Annotated in this window: 15 protein-coding genes; 9 read left to right on the top strand and 6 right to left on the bottom strand. The window is 61.1% G+C overall.

Going from position 1 to position 13,745, the window contains the following annotated elements; genetic code table 11:
* The first annotated feature begins 3 nt into the window (after positions 1–3).
* The 3 genes from HBO24_RS01585 (at position 4) to nudC (ending at position 3,090) form a co-directional block, all read left to right on the top strand.
* On the top strand, positions 4–1,299 hold the full coding sequence (locus tag HBO24_RS01585; RefSeq protein ID WP_170059189.1) for an ATP-binding protein: 1,296 nt from the start codon (positions 4–6) through the stop codon (positions 1,297–1,299).
* Positions 1,300–1,437: 138 nt separating this feature from the next.
* Positions 1,438–2,250, top strand: coding sequence for a crotonase/enoyl-CoA hydratase family protein (locus HBO24_RS01580; RefSeq protein WP_170059188.1), 813 nt, complete (start codon positions 1,438–1,440; stop codon positions 2,248–2,250).
* 6 nt (positions 2,251–2,256) lie between these two features.
* On the top strand, positions 2,257–3,090 hold the full coding sequence (gene nudC, locus HBO24_RS01575) for an NAD(+) diphosphatase (RefSeq protein WP_170059187.1): 834 nt from the start codon (positions 2,257–2,259) through the stop codon (positions 3,088–3,090).
* On the opposite strand, the gene HBO24_RS01570 is transcribed toward nudC, so the two are convergent.
* Positions 3,058–3,837, bottom strand: a complete 780-nt coding sequence (locus HBO24_RS01570) for a TSUP family transporter (protein WP_057436653.1) — start codon at positions 3,835–3,837, stop codon at positions 3,058–3,060. The two genes, nudC and HBO24_RS01570, sit on opposite strands and share 33 nt — an antisense overlap.
* A gap of 267 nt (positions 3,838–4,104) precedes the next feature.
* Here HBO24_RS01570 and sfnG point away from each other — a divergent pair, with 267 nt between their 5' ends.
* Entirely contained in the window at positions 4,105–5,211 is a 1,107-nt protein-coding gene (gene sfnG, locus HBO24_RS01565) for a dimethylsulfone monooxygenase SfnG (protein ID WP_057436652.1), read from the top strand.
* Here sfnG and HBO24_RS01560 read toward each other — a convergent pair.
* Positions 5,200–6,291 carry a GNAT family N-acetyltransferase/peptidase C39 family protein gene (locus HBO24_RS01560; RefSeq protein WP_115128274.1) on the bottom strand — a complete coding sequence of 364 codons (1,092 nt, stop codon included), beginning with the start codon at positions 6,289–6,291 and terminating at the stop codon, positions 5,200–5,202. The two genes, sfnG and HBO24_RS01560, sit on opposite strands and share 12 nt — an antisense overlap.
* A 92-nt stretch (positions 6,292–6,383) precedes the next feature.
* On the opposite strand from HBO24_RS01560, the gene HBO24_RS01555 reads away from it, so the two are divergent.
* A complete protein-coding gene (locus tag HBO24_RS01555; RefSeq protein ID WP_115128273.1) occupies positions 6,384–7,970 on the top strand; it encodes a RimK family protein in 1,587 nt (528 codons plus the stop codon).
* Positions 7,964–8,905 carry a magnesium transporter CorA family protein gene (locus HBO24_RS01550; RefSeq protein ID WP_057959452.1) on the top strand — a complete coding sequence of 314 codons (942 nt, stop codon included), beginning with the start codon at positions 7,964–7,966 and terminating at the stop codon, positions 8,903–8,905. Before HBO24_RS01555 ends, HBO24_RS01550 begins: the two co-directional genes overlap by 7 nt.
* 33 nt (positions 8,906–8,938) lie before the next feature.
* Here the strand turns inward: HBO24_RS01550 and map are convergent, their stop codons facing one another.
* Both map and HBO24_RS01540 read right to left on the bottom strand, forming a co-directional pair.
* Positions 8,939–9,694, bottom strand: coding sequence for a type I methionyl aminopeptidase (gene map, locus HBO24_RS01545; protein WP_057436952.1), 756 nt, complete (start codon positions 9,692–9,694; stop codon positions 8,939–8,941).
* Complete coding sequence (locus HBO24_RS01540; protein WP_057436650.1) at positions 9,694–9,894, bottom strand: ParD-like family protein; 201 nt, start codon at positions 9,892–9,894, stop codon at positions 9,694–9,696. The genes map and HBO24_RS01540 overlap by 1 nt, the downstream gene beginning before the upstream one ends.
* 251 nt (positions 9,895–10,145) lie before the next feature.
* Between HBO24_RS01540 and ilvA the strand changes: the two genes are divergently transcribed.
* Positions 10,146–11,168 (top strand): threonine ammonia-lyase, biosynthetic, encoded by a 1,023-nt coding sequence (ilvA, locus tag HBO24_RS01535; RefSeq protein WP_128593050.1) that lies wholly within the window; start codon positions 10,146–10,148, stop codon positions 11,166–11,168.
* Positions 11,169–11,529: 361 nt separating this feature from the next.
* Here the strand turns inward: ilvA and eco are convergent, their stop codons facing one another.
* Positions 11,530–12,012 (bottom strand): serine protease inhibitor ecotin, encoded by a 483-nt coding sequence (gene eco / locus HBO24_RS01530; RefSeq protein ID WP_115128271.1) that lies wholly within the window; start codon positions 12,010–12,012, stop codon positions 11,530–11,532.
* Between the two features lie 267 nt (positions 12,013–12,279).
* Between eco and HBO24_RS01525 the strand changes: the two genes are divergently transcribed.
* Complete coding sequence (locus tag HBO24_RS01525; RefSeq protein WP_057436646.1) at positions 12,280–12,537, top strand: DUF1652 domain-containing protein; 258 nt, start codon at positions 12,280–12,282, stop codon at positions 12,535–12,537.
* Here the strand turns inward: HBO24_RS01525 and HBO24_RS01520 are convergent, their stop codons facing one another.
* A complete protein-coding gene (locus tag HBO24_RS01520) occupies positions 12,538–12,918 on the bottom strand; it encodes a hypothetical protein (RefSeq protein WP_115128270.1) in 381 nt (126 codons plus the stop codon).
* Positions 12,919–13,052: 134 nt separating this feature from the next.
* Between HBO24_RS01520 and aqpZ the strand changes: the two genes are divergently transcribed.
* Positions 13,053–13,739: an aquaporin Z gene (aqpZ, locus tag HBO24_RS01515; protein WP_057436645.1), complete on the top strand. Its 687-nt coding sequence runs from the start codon at positions 13,053–13,055 to the stop codon at positions 13,737–13,739.
* The last annotated feature ends 6 nt before the right edge of the window (positions 13,740–13,745 follow it).

Here is a 13,745-nt window from a genome sequence, read left to right as displayed (position 1 = left end):
ACCATGTTCCGCGCCCTGATCCGTCTCTACCTGCTGACCATCGTGACCTACAGCGCAGCGATCTACTTGATCCCCATGGGCATCATCGAGGTCTTCCACGACCGCTACATGAACTACAACATCGAACAGTCCCGTGGCTTGCAGAGCCTGATCGTGCGCCAGTACCACAGCCGGCCGGTGGAGCGCTGGTCCGATGTCACCGACCAATTGGCACGGGATTTTGCGCCGCTGAAGGTGCAACTGATGCATCGCCAGGACGCCCGCTACACACCCGACGAGGAGCGACTGCTGGAGCAGGGCAAGCCGGTGATCCGCCTGGGGGAGTGGGGCTTGATGGAGGAGATCAGCTCGCCGCTCAATGGGCAGTTGGCGGTTAAATTGACCATCCCCCCCGACCCGCTGGACATGAACCTGCTGTACTGGACCATGAACGTGCTGATCGGCGCGGCGTTGCTGGGCGGCCTGTTGATCTGGCTGCGCCCGCATTGGCGCGACCTGGAGCGCCTCAAGGTCACCGCTGCGCAGTTGGGCCGGGGCCGCCTGGAGGAGCGTACGCATATTCCCCCCAGCTCCAACATCGGCAGCCTGGCGGCGGTATTCGACACCATGGCCAACGACATCGAGCACCTGCTCAACCAGCAGAGGGACTTGCTCAACGCGGTGTCCCACGAACTGCGCACACCGCTGACCCGCCTGGATTTCGGCCTGGCCCTGGCGTTGTCCGAAGACCAGCCGGTCGCCAGCCGCGAACGCCTGCAAGGCCTGGTGGCGCATATCCGCGAGTTGGATGAGCTGGTGCTGGAGCTGCTGTCCTACAGCCGCCAGCAAAACCCGGCGCATCTGCCCGAGCGGGTGGAAGTGGTGCTCGATGAGTTTATCGACAGCATCCTGGGCAGCATCGACGACGAGCTGGAGAACCCGGAGATCGTGATTGATGTGGTACTGGAGTGCGCCGTGGAGCGTTTTACCCTCGACCCACGCCTCACCGCCCGCGCCCTGCAAAACCTGCTGCGCAATGCCATGCGCTATTGCGAGCGACGGATCCAGATCGGCGTCAAGGTCTGCGCCAAGGGCTGTGAAATCTGGGTGGATGACGATGGCATCGGCATCCCCGAAGAGCAGCGCGCCCGGATCTTCGAGCCGTTCTACCGCCTGGACCGCAGCCGCGACCGCGCCACCGGCGGCTTCGGCCTGGGCCTGGCGATCAGCCGCCGGGCGGTGGAAGCACAAGGCGGCACACTCACGGCCCAGGCCTCGCCACTGGGCGGCGCACGCCTGCGGCTATGGTTGCCCACCTGAAAACACCGGCAACTGTCTGTCTAGAGCGGGTTTGTGTTTTTATGCAGTCCTGCTTTTGGCACATGCACAGCCTTACCGGCCCTGATACACCCTTGCTATAGTTCGGCCCTTATCAGCCGCCAGTCAAGGATCACTGCCATGTCCGAATACCAAGCCTTTGTCGTCGAACTGCACGGCAACGTCGCCCATGTGCAGATTAATCGCCCGGAAAAGATCAACGCCATGAACGCGGCGTTCTGGAGCGAAATCGTCGAGATTTTCCAATGGATCGACGACACCGACGCTGTACGCGCCGTGGTGTTGAGCGGCGCCGGCAAGCATTTTTCCTCGGGCATCGACCTGATGATGCTGGCCTCGGTGGCCAACGAATTTGGCAAGGACGTGGGACGCAATGCGCGCCTGCTGCGGCGCAAGATCCTGCAACTGCAGGCCTCGTTCAATGCCGTGGATAATTGCCGCAAGCCGGTACTGGCGGCGATCCAGGGCTATTGCATCGGCGGCGCCATCGACCTGATCAGCGCCTGCGACATGCGTTACGCCGCTGATGACGCGCAATTCTCGATCAAGGAAATCGATATTGGTATGGCCGCCGACGTCGGCACCCTGCAACGCCTGCCTCGCATCATCGGTGACGGCATGCTGCGCGAACTGGCCTACACCGGGCGCACCTTCGGCGCCGAAGAAGCGCGCAGCATCGGCCTGGTCAACCGCACCTTTGCCGACCACGCCTGCCTACTGGCCGGGGTGATGGACCTTGCCGCGCAAATCGCCGCCAAATCGCCGATTGCCGTGACCGGCACCAAGGCCATGATCAGCTATATGCGTGACCACAGCATCAACGACGGCCTGGAATACGTTGCCACCTGGAACGCTGCTATGTTGCAATCCAACGACCTGCGCGTGGCCATTGCGGCCCATATGAGCAAGCAGAAACCCGAATTCGTGGATTGACTGAATATGACCCCAGGCTGGATCACCACAACGCTGCTGGACAACGACGCCCCCGGCGGCTGGGCTGTGGCCCGTAGTCGCGAAGGTTTTTTACTCGATGACAACGGGCCGCTGTTTCCCCGGGAATGGCTCAAGCGCCAGGACCTGTCGGTGATGGCCGAACATGGCATCGGCCATCTGGACGGCGAGCCGGTGTACCTGCTGGAGCTGAACAGCCCTGGCGATGTGCCGGGTTGCCGCTGGCAGGGCCTGCGGGCGTTTATGCTGCAGGGCGATCACCGTCTGTACAAAGTCCTGGGTTATGCCGCGCAAATCGGTACCTGGGCCCGCGAGCACCGCTTTTGCGGCAGTTGCGGCCAGGCGATGGTGCAGGTGCCCCGCGAGCGCGCAATGTTCTGCCAGGCCTGCGACCTGCGCAGTTACCCGCGCATCTCACCGAGCATGATTGTGCTGATCACCCGTGGCGATGAGATTCTGCTGGCGCGTTCGCCGCGTTTCGTCACTGGGGTCTACAGCACCCTGGCCGGGTTTGCCGAGCCTGGGGAATCTGCCGAAGACTGCCTGATCCGCGAAGTGTACGAGGAAGTGCAGGTGCAGGTGCAGAACATCCAGTACGTGGGCAGCCAGTGCTGGCCGTTCCCGCACTCCATGATGCTGGGCTTTCACGCCGAGTATGCCGGTGGCGAAATCGTGCCCCAGGCCGACGAGATTGAAGATGCGCAGTGGTTCAATATCCACCAGTTGCCACCGTTGCCGGCCTCGCGCTCGATTGCCCGCTACCTTATCGACCTGTATGTGGCGCGCCGTCTAGGCCACGCTGAACCAGTGCTGCCAGGCTAGGCGCACGGTCAGGCCGAGGACCACGGTGATAAACACCGGGCGAATGAATTTGGCGCCGCCGCTGATGGCACTGCGTGCGCCAAAGAACGCGCCCACCATCACCGACAGGCCCATGCTCAGGCCGACAATCCAGTCCACCGAACCGTTGAAGATAAACACCGACAGCGCCGCCGCGTTGCTGACGAAGTTCATGCTGCGCGCCACGCCGCTGGCCTTGACCAGGTCCACGGGGTACATCAGCAGGGTGCTGACGGTCCAGAATGCGCCGGTGCCGGGACCGGCCACGCCATCGTAGAAGCCCAGGGCCAAACCCTGGGTCGACTGCCACTTCTTCTTGATCGGCGCATCGGCGTCCAGCGGCGCCTTGGGCGTACCGCCAAACAACAGGTAGATACCGCAGGCGAAGACGATCACCGGCAGCATCTTGTTCAGCCATTCGGCGGGCAGGTAATGGGCGACGATGGCCCCCAGCAGCGCGCCGACCAGGGTGCCCACGATCGCGTGGACCCACTGACGCGGATGGAACAGCTTGCGCCGGTAGAAGGTAAAACTGGCGGTGGCCGAACCGAAGGTCGAACTCAGTTTATTGGTGCCCAGTACCAAATGGGGCGGCATACCGGCGGTGAGCAGGGCCGGGGTGGTGAGCAAACCACCGCCGCCCGCAATGGCGTCGATAAAACCGGCAATAAAGGCAACCACGGCCAGAATGGCCAGGGTGGTGAGGTCAACGCTGAGTTCAAAAGGCATGGAGGCGACTTATTTTCGGCGAGGCGCAGAAGGGGCTGCGCTAAAGTCCGATAGCTTACCTATAACCGAATGTTACGGCGACTGTTGCACACGCTCCATCCCTCGCCACGGTGTTGCGCTACCAACAGTGATCCAACAAATAGCCCGCCCGGGCAACATGGCCGATAGGTCGGTCGGCACGCAAACGCCCCAGCCCAGGGGCTTTGCCAACCCTGGCACGTTTGCTGCTCTACCCCTGTACATTCCCTGTGTGCGAGGTGCCGAACGATGACTCAGCAAGCCGTGAAATTTGCCTATTGGGTGCCCAATGTCAGTGGTGGCCTGGTGGTCAGCAAGGTTGAACAACGTACCGACTGGGGCATCGACTACAACCGCAAGCTGGCCCAGTTGGCCGAGGCGGCGGGGTTTGAGTATGCCCTGACGCAAATCCGTTTCACCGCCGGCTATGGCGCCGAATACCAACATGAATCCGTGGCCTTCAGCCATGCGTTGCTGGCGGCCACGACCCAACTCAAGGTGATCGCCGCGATCCTGCCGGGGCCCTGGCAGCCGGCGCTGGCGGCCAAGCAGTTGGCGACCATTGATCAACTGACCCAAGGCCGGGTGGCGGTGAACATCGTCAGCGGCTGGTTCAAGGGCGAGTTCCAGGCCATTGGCGAGCACTGGCTGGAGCATGACGAGCGCTATCGGCGCTCCGAAGAGTTTATCCGCGCGTTAAAAGGCATCTGGACCCAGGACGATTTCACCTTCAAGGGGGATTTTTATCGGTTCAACCATTACAGCCTCAAGCCCAAGCCCCTGACTCAGCCGCACCCGGAAATTTTCCAGGGTGGCAGCTCCCGGGCTGCGCGGGATATGGCGGCGCGGGTGTCGGACTGGTATTTCACCAACGGCAACACGCCCGAGGGGATCAAGGCCCAGGTCGATGATATCCGCGCCAAGGCTGCGGCCAATCACCATTCGGTAAAAGTCGGGGTCAACGCGTTTGTGATCGCCCGCGACACCGAGCAAGAGGCCCAGGCGGTGTTGGCTGAGATCATCGACAAGGCCGACCCGCAGGCCGTCAACGCCTTTGGTGATGCCGCCAGGCAGGCGGGCAAGGCCTCGCCCGAAGGTGAGGGCAACTGGGCCAAGTCCAGCTTCGCCGACCTGGTGCAGTACAACGACGGCTTCAAGACCAACCTGATCGGCACCCCTCGGCAGATTGCCGAGCGCATCGTCGCGCTCAAGGCGGTGGGGGTGGACCTGGTGCTGGCGGGCTTCCTGCACTTCCAGGAGGAGGTGGAATATTTCGGCCAGCGCGTATTGCCCCTGGTGCGCGAACTCGAAGCCAAGGCCGCGGCGACCGGCAGCGCCAGGGCGTTACCGGTATAGCACCACCGCCGCCCGCAGCTGACGGCTGCCAAAACGGCACATCCGCTCGAACTCCCCGTGGCTGACCGGCAAATGCTGGCAGTCCATGGGGCGGCGATGCTGGCTATGGTCCACGTCGGGATCATGCAGGTAGACAAACTCTTGATCACAGTCAGTCACGATCACCCAGTGCGGTGACTTGGAACGCGTCAGCCGGTAGCTGCTGATCAGCACCAGTGGCTGGCCGCCATCACCGAGGACCTGCGCCAGATCCAACGCACCGCCGAATACCTGCTGCACATCACTGTTGGCCAAATCCTCCTCGAAACCCTCATGCACCAGGCGCATCACCTCTTTTTTATGCGGGTCGCGCACCCCATCGAGAAACAGCGGCCCGCGCACGTTGACCTGCATGCGCACCTTAAACCCCCGGCGCCAGGCAGCCAGGGCCAGGCCTTGGGGGCTGCAGCCGCCGTGGCCGGCGGTCATGAACACGGTGGTTGCTTCGCGCCAGATCTGCAGCTCTTCGCGGCGCAGAGACTCACGCCCAGGTAACAGGGCGCCCATGGCCATCAACAGGCAGGCTGCGCCGCAGGTGAAGTCGGTGGTCTGCTGGTAGTAGGGCACACTCAAGGCCCGCGCGTCAGTGTGCTGGAGGATGCGTTTTTCCAGGCGCAGGGCGTCGGTATGGTCGGCGTAATAGTCGTTGATCAGGGCAAAGCGCCGGTAGCCACTGTGTTCATACAGGGCAATAGCGCCAGGGTTGTCGGTGCGCACCTCAAGGCGCAGGTACGCACAGTCGTGCGCCACGGCGCAGGCCTCGATGCGCGCCAGCAATTGCTTGCCCAGGCCCATGCCCCGGGCCGGCGCGGCAATGGCCAGGGAGTACAGGCGCGCCAGCGAGGTGCCGCGATGGAACAGCACCAGGGCATAACCCAGCAATTGCCCGGTATTTTCGGCCACCAGCAGCTGCGCATGGGCGCGGCTGATCATCCACTGGAAACTGCGGGCAGACAGCCGGTCTGTGGTGAAACAGTGCTGTTCCAGGGCCACCAGTGCTGGCAGGTCATCCAGGGTTGCAACGCGAAAGAAAAGAGTCATATAACCGCCGTAAAAGTTGCGTAACTAAACGAGACTTCCGTGAAAGATCGTGCTTAATAGAAAAGGTCAAGTTCTCTAGCGGATCAATCAATATGTCAGCGGTACAAAGTCATTGGCGAGAAGTATCCGAGCAAACCGTCGCGGCGACAATAACTTCCGGCGGATATTTTTCTACACCGCCCAAGAGTGCAAGCCAAGTTGTGATTATTGTAGAACGCAAGGAAGACTGGGCCTCGTACTTCCCCAGTGAAGATATTGTCACTGCCCAGGAATACCTCGAACACCCCCGGGAGAACGAGGCCGGCAAACGGGTCCAGGTCATCAACCTGTGCCGCAGCTACAAGTACCTGGGGCATGGCTATTACTGCTCGCTGCTGGCCGAGGCGCGGGGGCACAAGGTGATTCCGTCGGTGCGCACCATCAGCGAATTGACGAAAAAATCCTTGTATGGCCTGGCCCTGGATGACCTGGATAAAACCCTCGACAAAGCATTGAGTCATCACCTCTACAGTAATACCGAAGGTTTTACCCTGACCCTTTATTTTGGTCGAACCAATATTGAGCCGTTGCAGGATTTGGCCCGGCAGTTGTTTGAAGCGTTTCCTTGTCCGATCTTGTTAGTTGAGTTTCGCAAGAATAACGGCTGGCATATCGAAGGCATCAAGTCCGGGGTGCTGCATAAGTTGCGCGATGATCAGGAAGATCAATTCGCCCACGCCCTGGACAACTTCAGCCGCAGGATCTGGCGTCAACCGCGCTCCCGGCGCCTGGCCCGTTATGACCTGGCAATCCTGCATGATCCCCAGGAGCAGCTGCCGCCGTCCAATGCCAAGGCCCTGGAAAATTTCGTGCGGGTGGGCAGGGGCTTGGGGATTGATGTCGAGCTGATTGAGCGCAAGGACTACGCGCGACTGGCCGAATACGACGCCTTGTTGATCCGCGAAACCACCAGTGTCGACAACCACACCTATCGCTTCGCCAAAAAGGCCGAGAGTGAAGGGCTGGTGGTGATGGACGACCCGGCGTCGATCCTGCGTTGTACCAATAAGGTCTACCTCACGGATCTGCTCAACAGCCATCAATTGGGCATGCCCGCTACCGAAATTCTGTACAAGGAACGACCGGAAGATTTCGAACGGGTTGGCGAGCGCCTGGGCTTCCCCCTGGTGCTGAAAATCCCCGACGGTTGTTTCTCCCGAGGGGTGATCAAAGTGGAAAGCCAGGAGGCGCTGCTGGCCGCCACGGCAGAGTTGTTCGAACACTCGGTGTTGCTGCTGGCCCAGGAGTTTTTCTATACCGAGTACGACTGGCGCATCGGCGTACTCAACCGCAAGCCGATCTTTGCCTGCCAATACTTTATGTCCAAGGGCCATTGGCAGATCTACAACCACAAGGCCATCGGCCAGGATATCAACGGCGAGTGCCGGACCCTGGCGGTGCACGAAGCGCCCAAGGCCGTGGTGGAACTGGCGGTCAAGACCGCTAACCTGATCGGTGATGGGTTGTACGGCGTGGACCTGAAGCAGTCCGGCGACAAGGTGGTGGTGATCGAGGTCAACGACAACCCGAACATGGACGCCGGGATCGAAGACGCCTACTTGCAGGACGACTTGTACTCCCTGGTGCTGGAGGAGTTCGTGCGCCGCCTGGAGCTCAAACGCCAGGGCCAGGTCTGGTGATCTGCTTTGAGCTCAATGAGGGCGCGCTGCGCCGCACCGAGCGCGAAAGTGCCGAGGTCCTGCTGTTCAGCAACCCCGACAGTGATGAGCGTGAATTGCTGCGCGAGCGCTACAAGGTCGATGAGCACGCGCTGGCGTCGGCACTGGATCCGGACGAGGTGTCGCGTATCGAGTTCCATCCAGACAACCTGTTTCTGATCTGGAAGCGCCCGCAAAACTACTCCGGGGGCAGCAACCTGGTGTTTGAAGTGTCGTCCTGTGGCTTGCTGTTTTCACCGGACCGCCTGCTGGTGATCGCCACCGACGACAGCCAACTGTCCGGCCTGGGCGCGCGCCGGCCGCTGCATACACCGTTGGATGTACTGCTGGACCTGCTGCTGAACAACATTCACCACTATCTGGGCCACCTCAAGGTGATCAAGCTGGTCGCCCGGGAATTGCAGCAGCAGTTCAACGCCTCCATGAGTAACCGCCACCTGATGCAAATGTTCAGCCTCAGCGAGAGCCTGATCTATTACATCAACGCGCTGCACAGCAACGGCGCGGTCTTGACGCGTTTGCGCAACCATGGCGAGAAGGAGCATTTCAGCCCGCAGACCCTGGGCTTGATCGACGACCTGATCATCGAGAACAACCAGTGCTACAAGCAGGCGGAGATTTATTCCAATGTGTTCTCCGGGCTGATCGACGCCCGGGGCAACCTGATGAACAACAGCATGAACAACCTGCTGCGCAAGCTGACACTGATCAACGTGGTGTTCCTGCCGCTGAACCTGATCGCCAGCATTGGCGGCATGTCCGAGTTCAGCATGATGACGGCCGGCACGCCGTGGTGGGTGGCGTACCCGCTGTTTTTGCTGGCGATGGCGTTGGGCGCCGCAGGGATGGTGCTGGGGCTCAGGCGGATTGCCAGGGGCGGCGACAAAGCAGGGTGACTGGGCCCCACTTTGCTGCCGGTGTGGGATGCTTCAGGCACCCGCCTGCAGCGTCAGCACTTCAAAGCCATCCGCGGTGACCGCCACCGTATGTTCCCACTGGGCCGACAGGCTGTTGTCGCGGGTCACCACGGTCCAGCCGTCCTTGAGGCTGCGCACTTTGGCGCTACCCTGGTTGAGCATCGGTTCGATGGTGAACACCATACCTTCGCGCAGGGTGAGGCCGGTGCCCGGGCGGCCGAAGTGCAGGATTTGTGGCTCTTCATGCATTTCCCGGCCAATCCCGTGGCCGCAATACTCGCGCACCACGCTGTAGCCATTGGCCTGGGCATGGCTTTGAATCGCATGGCCGATATCCCCCAGGCGCGCGCCGGGTTTGACCTGGCGAATACCGGCCCACATCGCCTCGAACGTCTGCTCCACCAGGCGCCGCGCCTTGGGCGCGACAGCGCCGACCATGTACATCTTGCTGGAGTCGGCGATAAACCCGCCTTTTTCCAGGGTGATGTCGATATTGACGATATCGCCGTCCTTCAACACATCCTTGGCATTTGGCATGCCGTGGCACACCACTTCATTGATGGAGGTGTTGATGCAGAAGGGGTAGTCATACTGCCCGAGGCTGGCGGGGCGGGCCTGCAGGTCCTGGCGGATAAACGCCTCGACGGCCGCATCCAGTTCCAGGGTGGTCTGGCCGGCCGCGACCCGGCTGTCGAGCATCGTGAACACCTGGCCCAGCAGGCGCCCGGCTTCGCGCATCACGGCGATCTGTGCAGGGGTCTTGATCATCAGCTGCGCCCCCGGATCAGGTCGGGTTTGTCGAGCAACAGCTTGTTGATCAGATCGTTGTAGGCCAGGTGTGGATTGAGTTCGGCCAACAGGCCGATCTTGATCCAGAACTCCGCCTGGGCGTTGATGGAACGGTCCATGGCGGCGCTGGCCAGACGCAGTTGTTCATGCAGTTGATCGGTGATCTTGACGATGCCCATGAGCTTCACTGTGTAGGATTGATATACAAAGCGTATATGTTTCGTATATCGCCCGTAAAGCCCTGCAGTTGACTTGCCACAGAGCGCCGGTTAGTTTTGCGCCATGACCGTTCAAACCTATCGTTCCCAGCCAAGCATTATTACCGCCATTCCTCATTTGGCGGGATAGCGTTCGGCTGTACCCAAACCCGCCCTAGAGGCGGGTTTTGTTTTTCCGTCTCCAGGGCCCCGTAAAACGCCAGGAGACACCCATGAGTAGCCCCTTGCTGCTTGAGCAATACGTGAAGAAGATCCTCGCCGCGCCGGTCTACGACCTGGCGGTACGCACCCCCTTGCAGGCGGCACCGGCACTCTCGGCGCTGCTCGGCAATCAGATCCTGCTCAAGCGTGAAGATCTGCAGCCGACGTTCTCCTTCAAGATCCGTGGCGCCTACAACAAACTGGTGCAACTGAGCGATGAGCAAAAAGCCCGCGGCGTGATCACGGCCTCGGCGGGCAACCATGCCCAGGGTGTGGCGCTGGCGGCGCGTGAGTTGGGAATCAAGGCGACGATAGTCATGCCCAGCACCACGCCTGAATTGAAAGTGCTGGGCGTGCGCTCACGAGGCGCTGAGGCAGTGTTGCAGGGCGCGAGCTTCCCGTTTGCCCTGGCCCATGCATTGCAGTTGGCCGAACAGTCGGGGGGCACCTTTGTATCGCCCTTCGACGATCCCGACGTGATCGCCGGGCAGGGTACCGTCGCCATGGAAATCCTGCGCCAGCAGCAAGGTGCGCTGGACGCGATCTTCGTCCCGGTCGGCGGGGGTGGGTTGATCGCCGGCATCGCGGCCTACATCAAGTATTTGCGCCCGCAAGTGCGGGTGATTGGCGTGGAACCTGAAGGCTCCAGCTGCCTGCTGGCGGCCCTGGATGCCGGTGAGCGGGTGATACTGCCCAGCGTGGACAGCTTTGCCGATGGCACCGCAGTGGCGCAGATCGGTGCCCACGGTTTTGAAATCTGCCGTCATTATGTTGATGAGGTCATCACCGTCAGCAATGATGAACTGTGCAGTGCGATCAAGCTGATCTACGACGACACCCGCTCCATCACCGAACCCTCCGGCGCCCTGGCGGTGGCCGGTATCCGCCGCTACGTGACACGTACCGGGGCCCAGGGGCAGACACTGGTGGCGATCAACTCCGGGGCTAATATCAACTTCGACAGTTTGCGCCACGTGGCCGAGCGGGTGGCGGCGCGAGAGCACCGATTGAATGTGGAAGTTGCCGAGCTTTAGCAAAGTCGCCCCTGTGGGAGCTGGCTTGCCCGCGATGGCGGTGGTTCAGTTACTATTTTCGAGGCTGACAGATCGCCATCGCAGGCTAGCCAGCTCCCACATTGGATTTGTGGTGTGGCCATACTTTCCTGCTCGCAGAGCCCCCAGTGGGATGGTTCAGTCATTATTTTCGGGGGCTGACAGGTCGCCATCGCAGGCAAGCCAGCTCCCACATTGGATTTGTGGTGGGGCCATACTTGCCTGCTCGCAGAGCCCTCCCTGTGGGAGCGGGCTTGCCCGCGATGGCGGTGGTTCAGTCACAGCAACTGGTGGCTGACGCAGCGCTGTAGCAGGCAAGCCCACACACATTCAGGCTGTGGCGTTACTGCGCGCTTGCCTTCTCGACGGTAGGCGATGCCGACCAGATGCGGTAACGCACTTCGACATCTTTTGGAACATATAAAACGATGGGCAATTTGCTGTTGTAACGCAGCACAAAACCGTCACCGACCACCGGCACAAAAACCTCGTGGGTCTTGCCTTCGGGGCAGGCCATCAGGGTGCTCATGGGGCCGCTGACCTTCTCCAGGCGGTAGAACGGGTAGCCCCAGCCTTCGAGGTTTTTCTCTTCCAGCACACCACCGAGCCGTTGCTGGTTGCAGTCCACCGGCAAGGTTTTACCGGCGAGGATTTCAACCTTGAAGTCCTGTTCCTGGGGCTTTGCCGGCAAGTGGATGACCTGGCGAACCTGACCAGCATCGGCCTTGGGGTAGGGCGCGATATCTTCCAGCTTGGCGGCATTGGCCTGGGCGGCCAGCACGCTCATGGCCAAAACGGAAAACAGAGTGAAGGGCGAAGAAGTCATGGGACGTCCTTATCTTGGGGTCAATAAAACAGTCGCGGCCACGATGCACGCCAACGTCCGGCAATGCAAACCAGCAGCAACGCATATAAGGGTAGCGGGTGCTTATGAGGAAAGGATCCTACGCCGACAGGCACAACGAGTAGGCTTTGCAGTTGAACGCGCCTGCCAGGGTTGGCAAGGCGTGCAGTCAACCGTCCTGACGCGGCGGTCAGACTATTGAGAGCTATAAAAATTCATTGGCGGTCTCAAAAAAGGAGAGGTTTAGCCATGTTTTCGGAATTGGAGTTACGCGGCCTTATTGAAGGAAGCTTCCTGCCCAGACGTTGTGAATGCATCAAGGCCCAGGATGCGTCGTTGACCATCAAAATCTACGACGACGATGGTACCGACCTGACTGTCACCGGCATCCAGGCCAATAAACTCGACAGCAGTCGTGCCATCTGCAATCTGATCACCGAGTTGCGTGAGGATCTCAAACATGCCCATGCACCCGCCCCGCGCAGGGCGGGCGCCAGGCTCTACTGATCAGCCCACGGTTGGTTTGCGGGCCTGGATAAACCCCAGGCCCAGCACTAACTCCGTGCCCACGGCCAGCAGAATTCCCGGGCCGGCATGGCCATTGAGCCATTCGCCAATCCCTAGCGCGGCCAATCCCAGACAACCGACAATAAACCCCGATACCAGCGCGCTGCGCGTGGGTGACGGGGCGGTATGGCGCAGGCGATAAAACATGATGCCGATTGCCAGGAACAGCATGGCATTGCGTCGCGCCACCAGGCCGCTGGCATCGGTGTATTCCACCCCCCAGAGCCTCAGTAGCAGGTCGGGCCGCACTCCCCAGGCAATCGCAAGGGCCAGGCACAGCACGGCGGTGAAGGTGGAGAGTGCGTGGAAACTGATGCGCATGGCGAGTCCTTTCGGCCGTTTCAGAAGGGCCCAAGCCTACGCTGTGAGGTAAGCCTCAGACAAATCCGATACGGCAGCTTCCCTTCTCACTGCTAGTGTTTCGCCACATTTTTCGCCAGTGGCTGAGGTAGTGCGTGCAGCAAAAAATCGCAGCAGAATTTCTCGGCACCTTTTGGTTAACCTTTGGCGGCTGTGGCAGCGCCATCCTGTCGGCCGCGTTTCCGGGCCTGGGTATTGGGTTTAGCGGGGTCGCCCTGGCGTTTGGCCTGAGCGTGTTGAGCATGTCCTATGCAGTGGGCAGCATCAGTGGCGCGCATTTCAACCCGGCGGTGACTGTCGGCCTGTGGGTCGGTGGGCGGTTGCCGGGGCTGGATGTGCTGCCCTATATCATTGCCCAGGTCGCCGGGGCGACGGTGGCGGCGGCGATTCTTGCACTGGTCGCCAGTGGCCGGCCGGGCTTTGAAATCGGCGAGTTTGCCGCCAATGGCTATGGCGCGCTAAGCCCGGGGCAGTACAGCCTGCTGGCCGCCGTGGTGGTGGAAAGTGTGGGCACCTTCTTCCTGGTGTTTATCGTGATGCGGGTGACTGCCCCCAGTGTGGCGCCGGGGTTTGCGCCGATTGCCATCGGCCTGACGCTGACCCTGATTCACCTGGTGTCGATTCCTGTGACCAATACCTCGGTCAACCCGGCCCGCAGCACCGGGCCGGCATTGTTTGCCGGGCCTGATTACCTGATGCAGCTCTGGCTGTTCTGGCTCGCGCCCCTGGCTGGCGGTGTGATCGGCGCGTGGGTGGCCCGGGCAATACGGGAGCGCCCCTAATCGCGA

Origin of the sequence: Pseudomonas sp. WS 5410, assembly GCF_012985645.1 — a bacterium.
Classification (GTDB): Bacteria; Pseudomonadota; Gammaproteobacteria; order Pseudomonadales; family Pseudomonadaceae; genus Aquipseudomonas; species Aquipseudomonas shahriarae.
The sequence above is the reverse complement of the archived record's forward strand: the minus strand, read 5'-3'. Positions and strand labels throughout refer to the sequence as shown.

Coding starts and splice junctions, on each gene's coding strand:
- HBO24_RS01585 (WP_170059189.1), top strand. CDS start 4: ATGTTCCGCGCCCTGATCCGTCTCTACCTGCTGACCATCGTGACCTAC.
- HBO24_RS01580 (WP_170059188.1), top strand. CDS start 1,438: ATGTCCGAATACCAAGCCTTTGTCGTCGAACTGCACGGCAACGTCGCC.
- nudC (WP_170059187.1), top strand. CDS start 2,257: ATGACCCCAGGCTGGATCACCACAACGCTGCTGGACAACGACGCCCCC.
- HBO24_RS01570 (WP_057436653.1), bottom strand. CDS start 3,837: ATGCCTTTTGAACTCAGCGTTGACCTCACCACCCTGGCCATTCTGGCC.
- sfnG (WP_057436652.1), top strand. CDS start 4,105: ATGACTCAGCAAGCCGTGAAATTTGCCTATTGGGTGCCCAATGTCAGT.
- HBO24_RS01560 (WP_115128274.1), bottom strand. CDS start 6,291: ATGACTCTTTTCTTTCGCGTTGCAACCCTGGATGACCTGCCAGCACTG.
- HBO24_RS01555 (WP_115128273.1), top strand. CDS start 6,384: ATGTCAGCGGTACAAAGTCATTGGCGAGAAGTATCCGAGCAAACCGTC.
- map (WP_057436952.1), bottom strand. CDS start 9,694: ATGATCAAGACCCCTGCACAGATCGCCGTGATGCGCGAAGCCGGGCGC.
- HBO24_RS01540 (WP_057436650.1), bottom strand. CDS start 9,894: ATGGGCATCGTCAAGATCACCGATCAACTGCATGAACAACTGCGTCTG.
- ilvA (WP_128593050.1), top strand. CDS start 10,146: ATGAGTAGCCCCTTGCTGCTTGAGCAATACGTGAAGAAGATCCTCGCC.
- eco (WP_115128271.1), bottom strand. CDS start 12,012: ATGACTTCTTCGCCCTTCACTCTGTTTTCCGTTTTGGCCATGAGCGTG.
- HBO24_RS01525 (WP_057436646.1), top strand. CDS start 12,280: ATGTTTTCGGAATTGGAGTTACGCGGCCTTATTGAAGGAAGCTTCCTG.
- HBO24_RS01520 (WP_115128270.1), bottom strand. CDS start 12,918: ATGCGCATCAGTTTCCACGCACTCTCCACCTTCACCGCCGTGCTGTGC.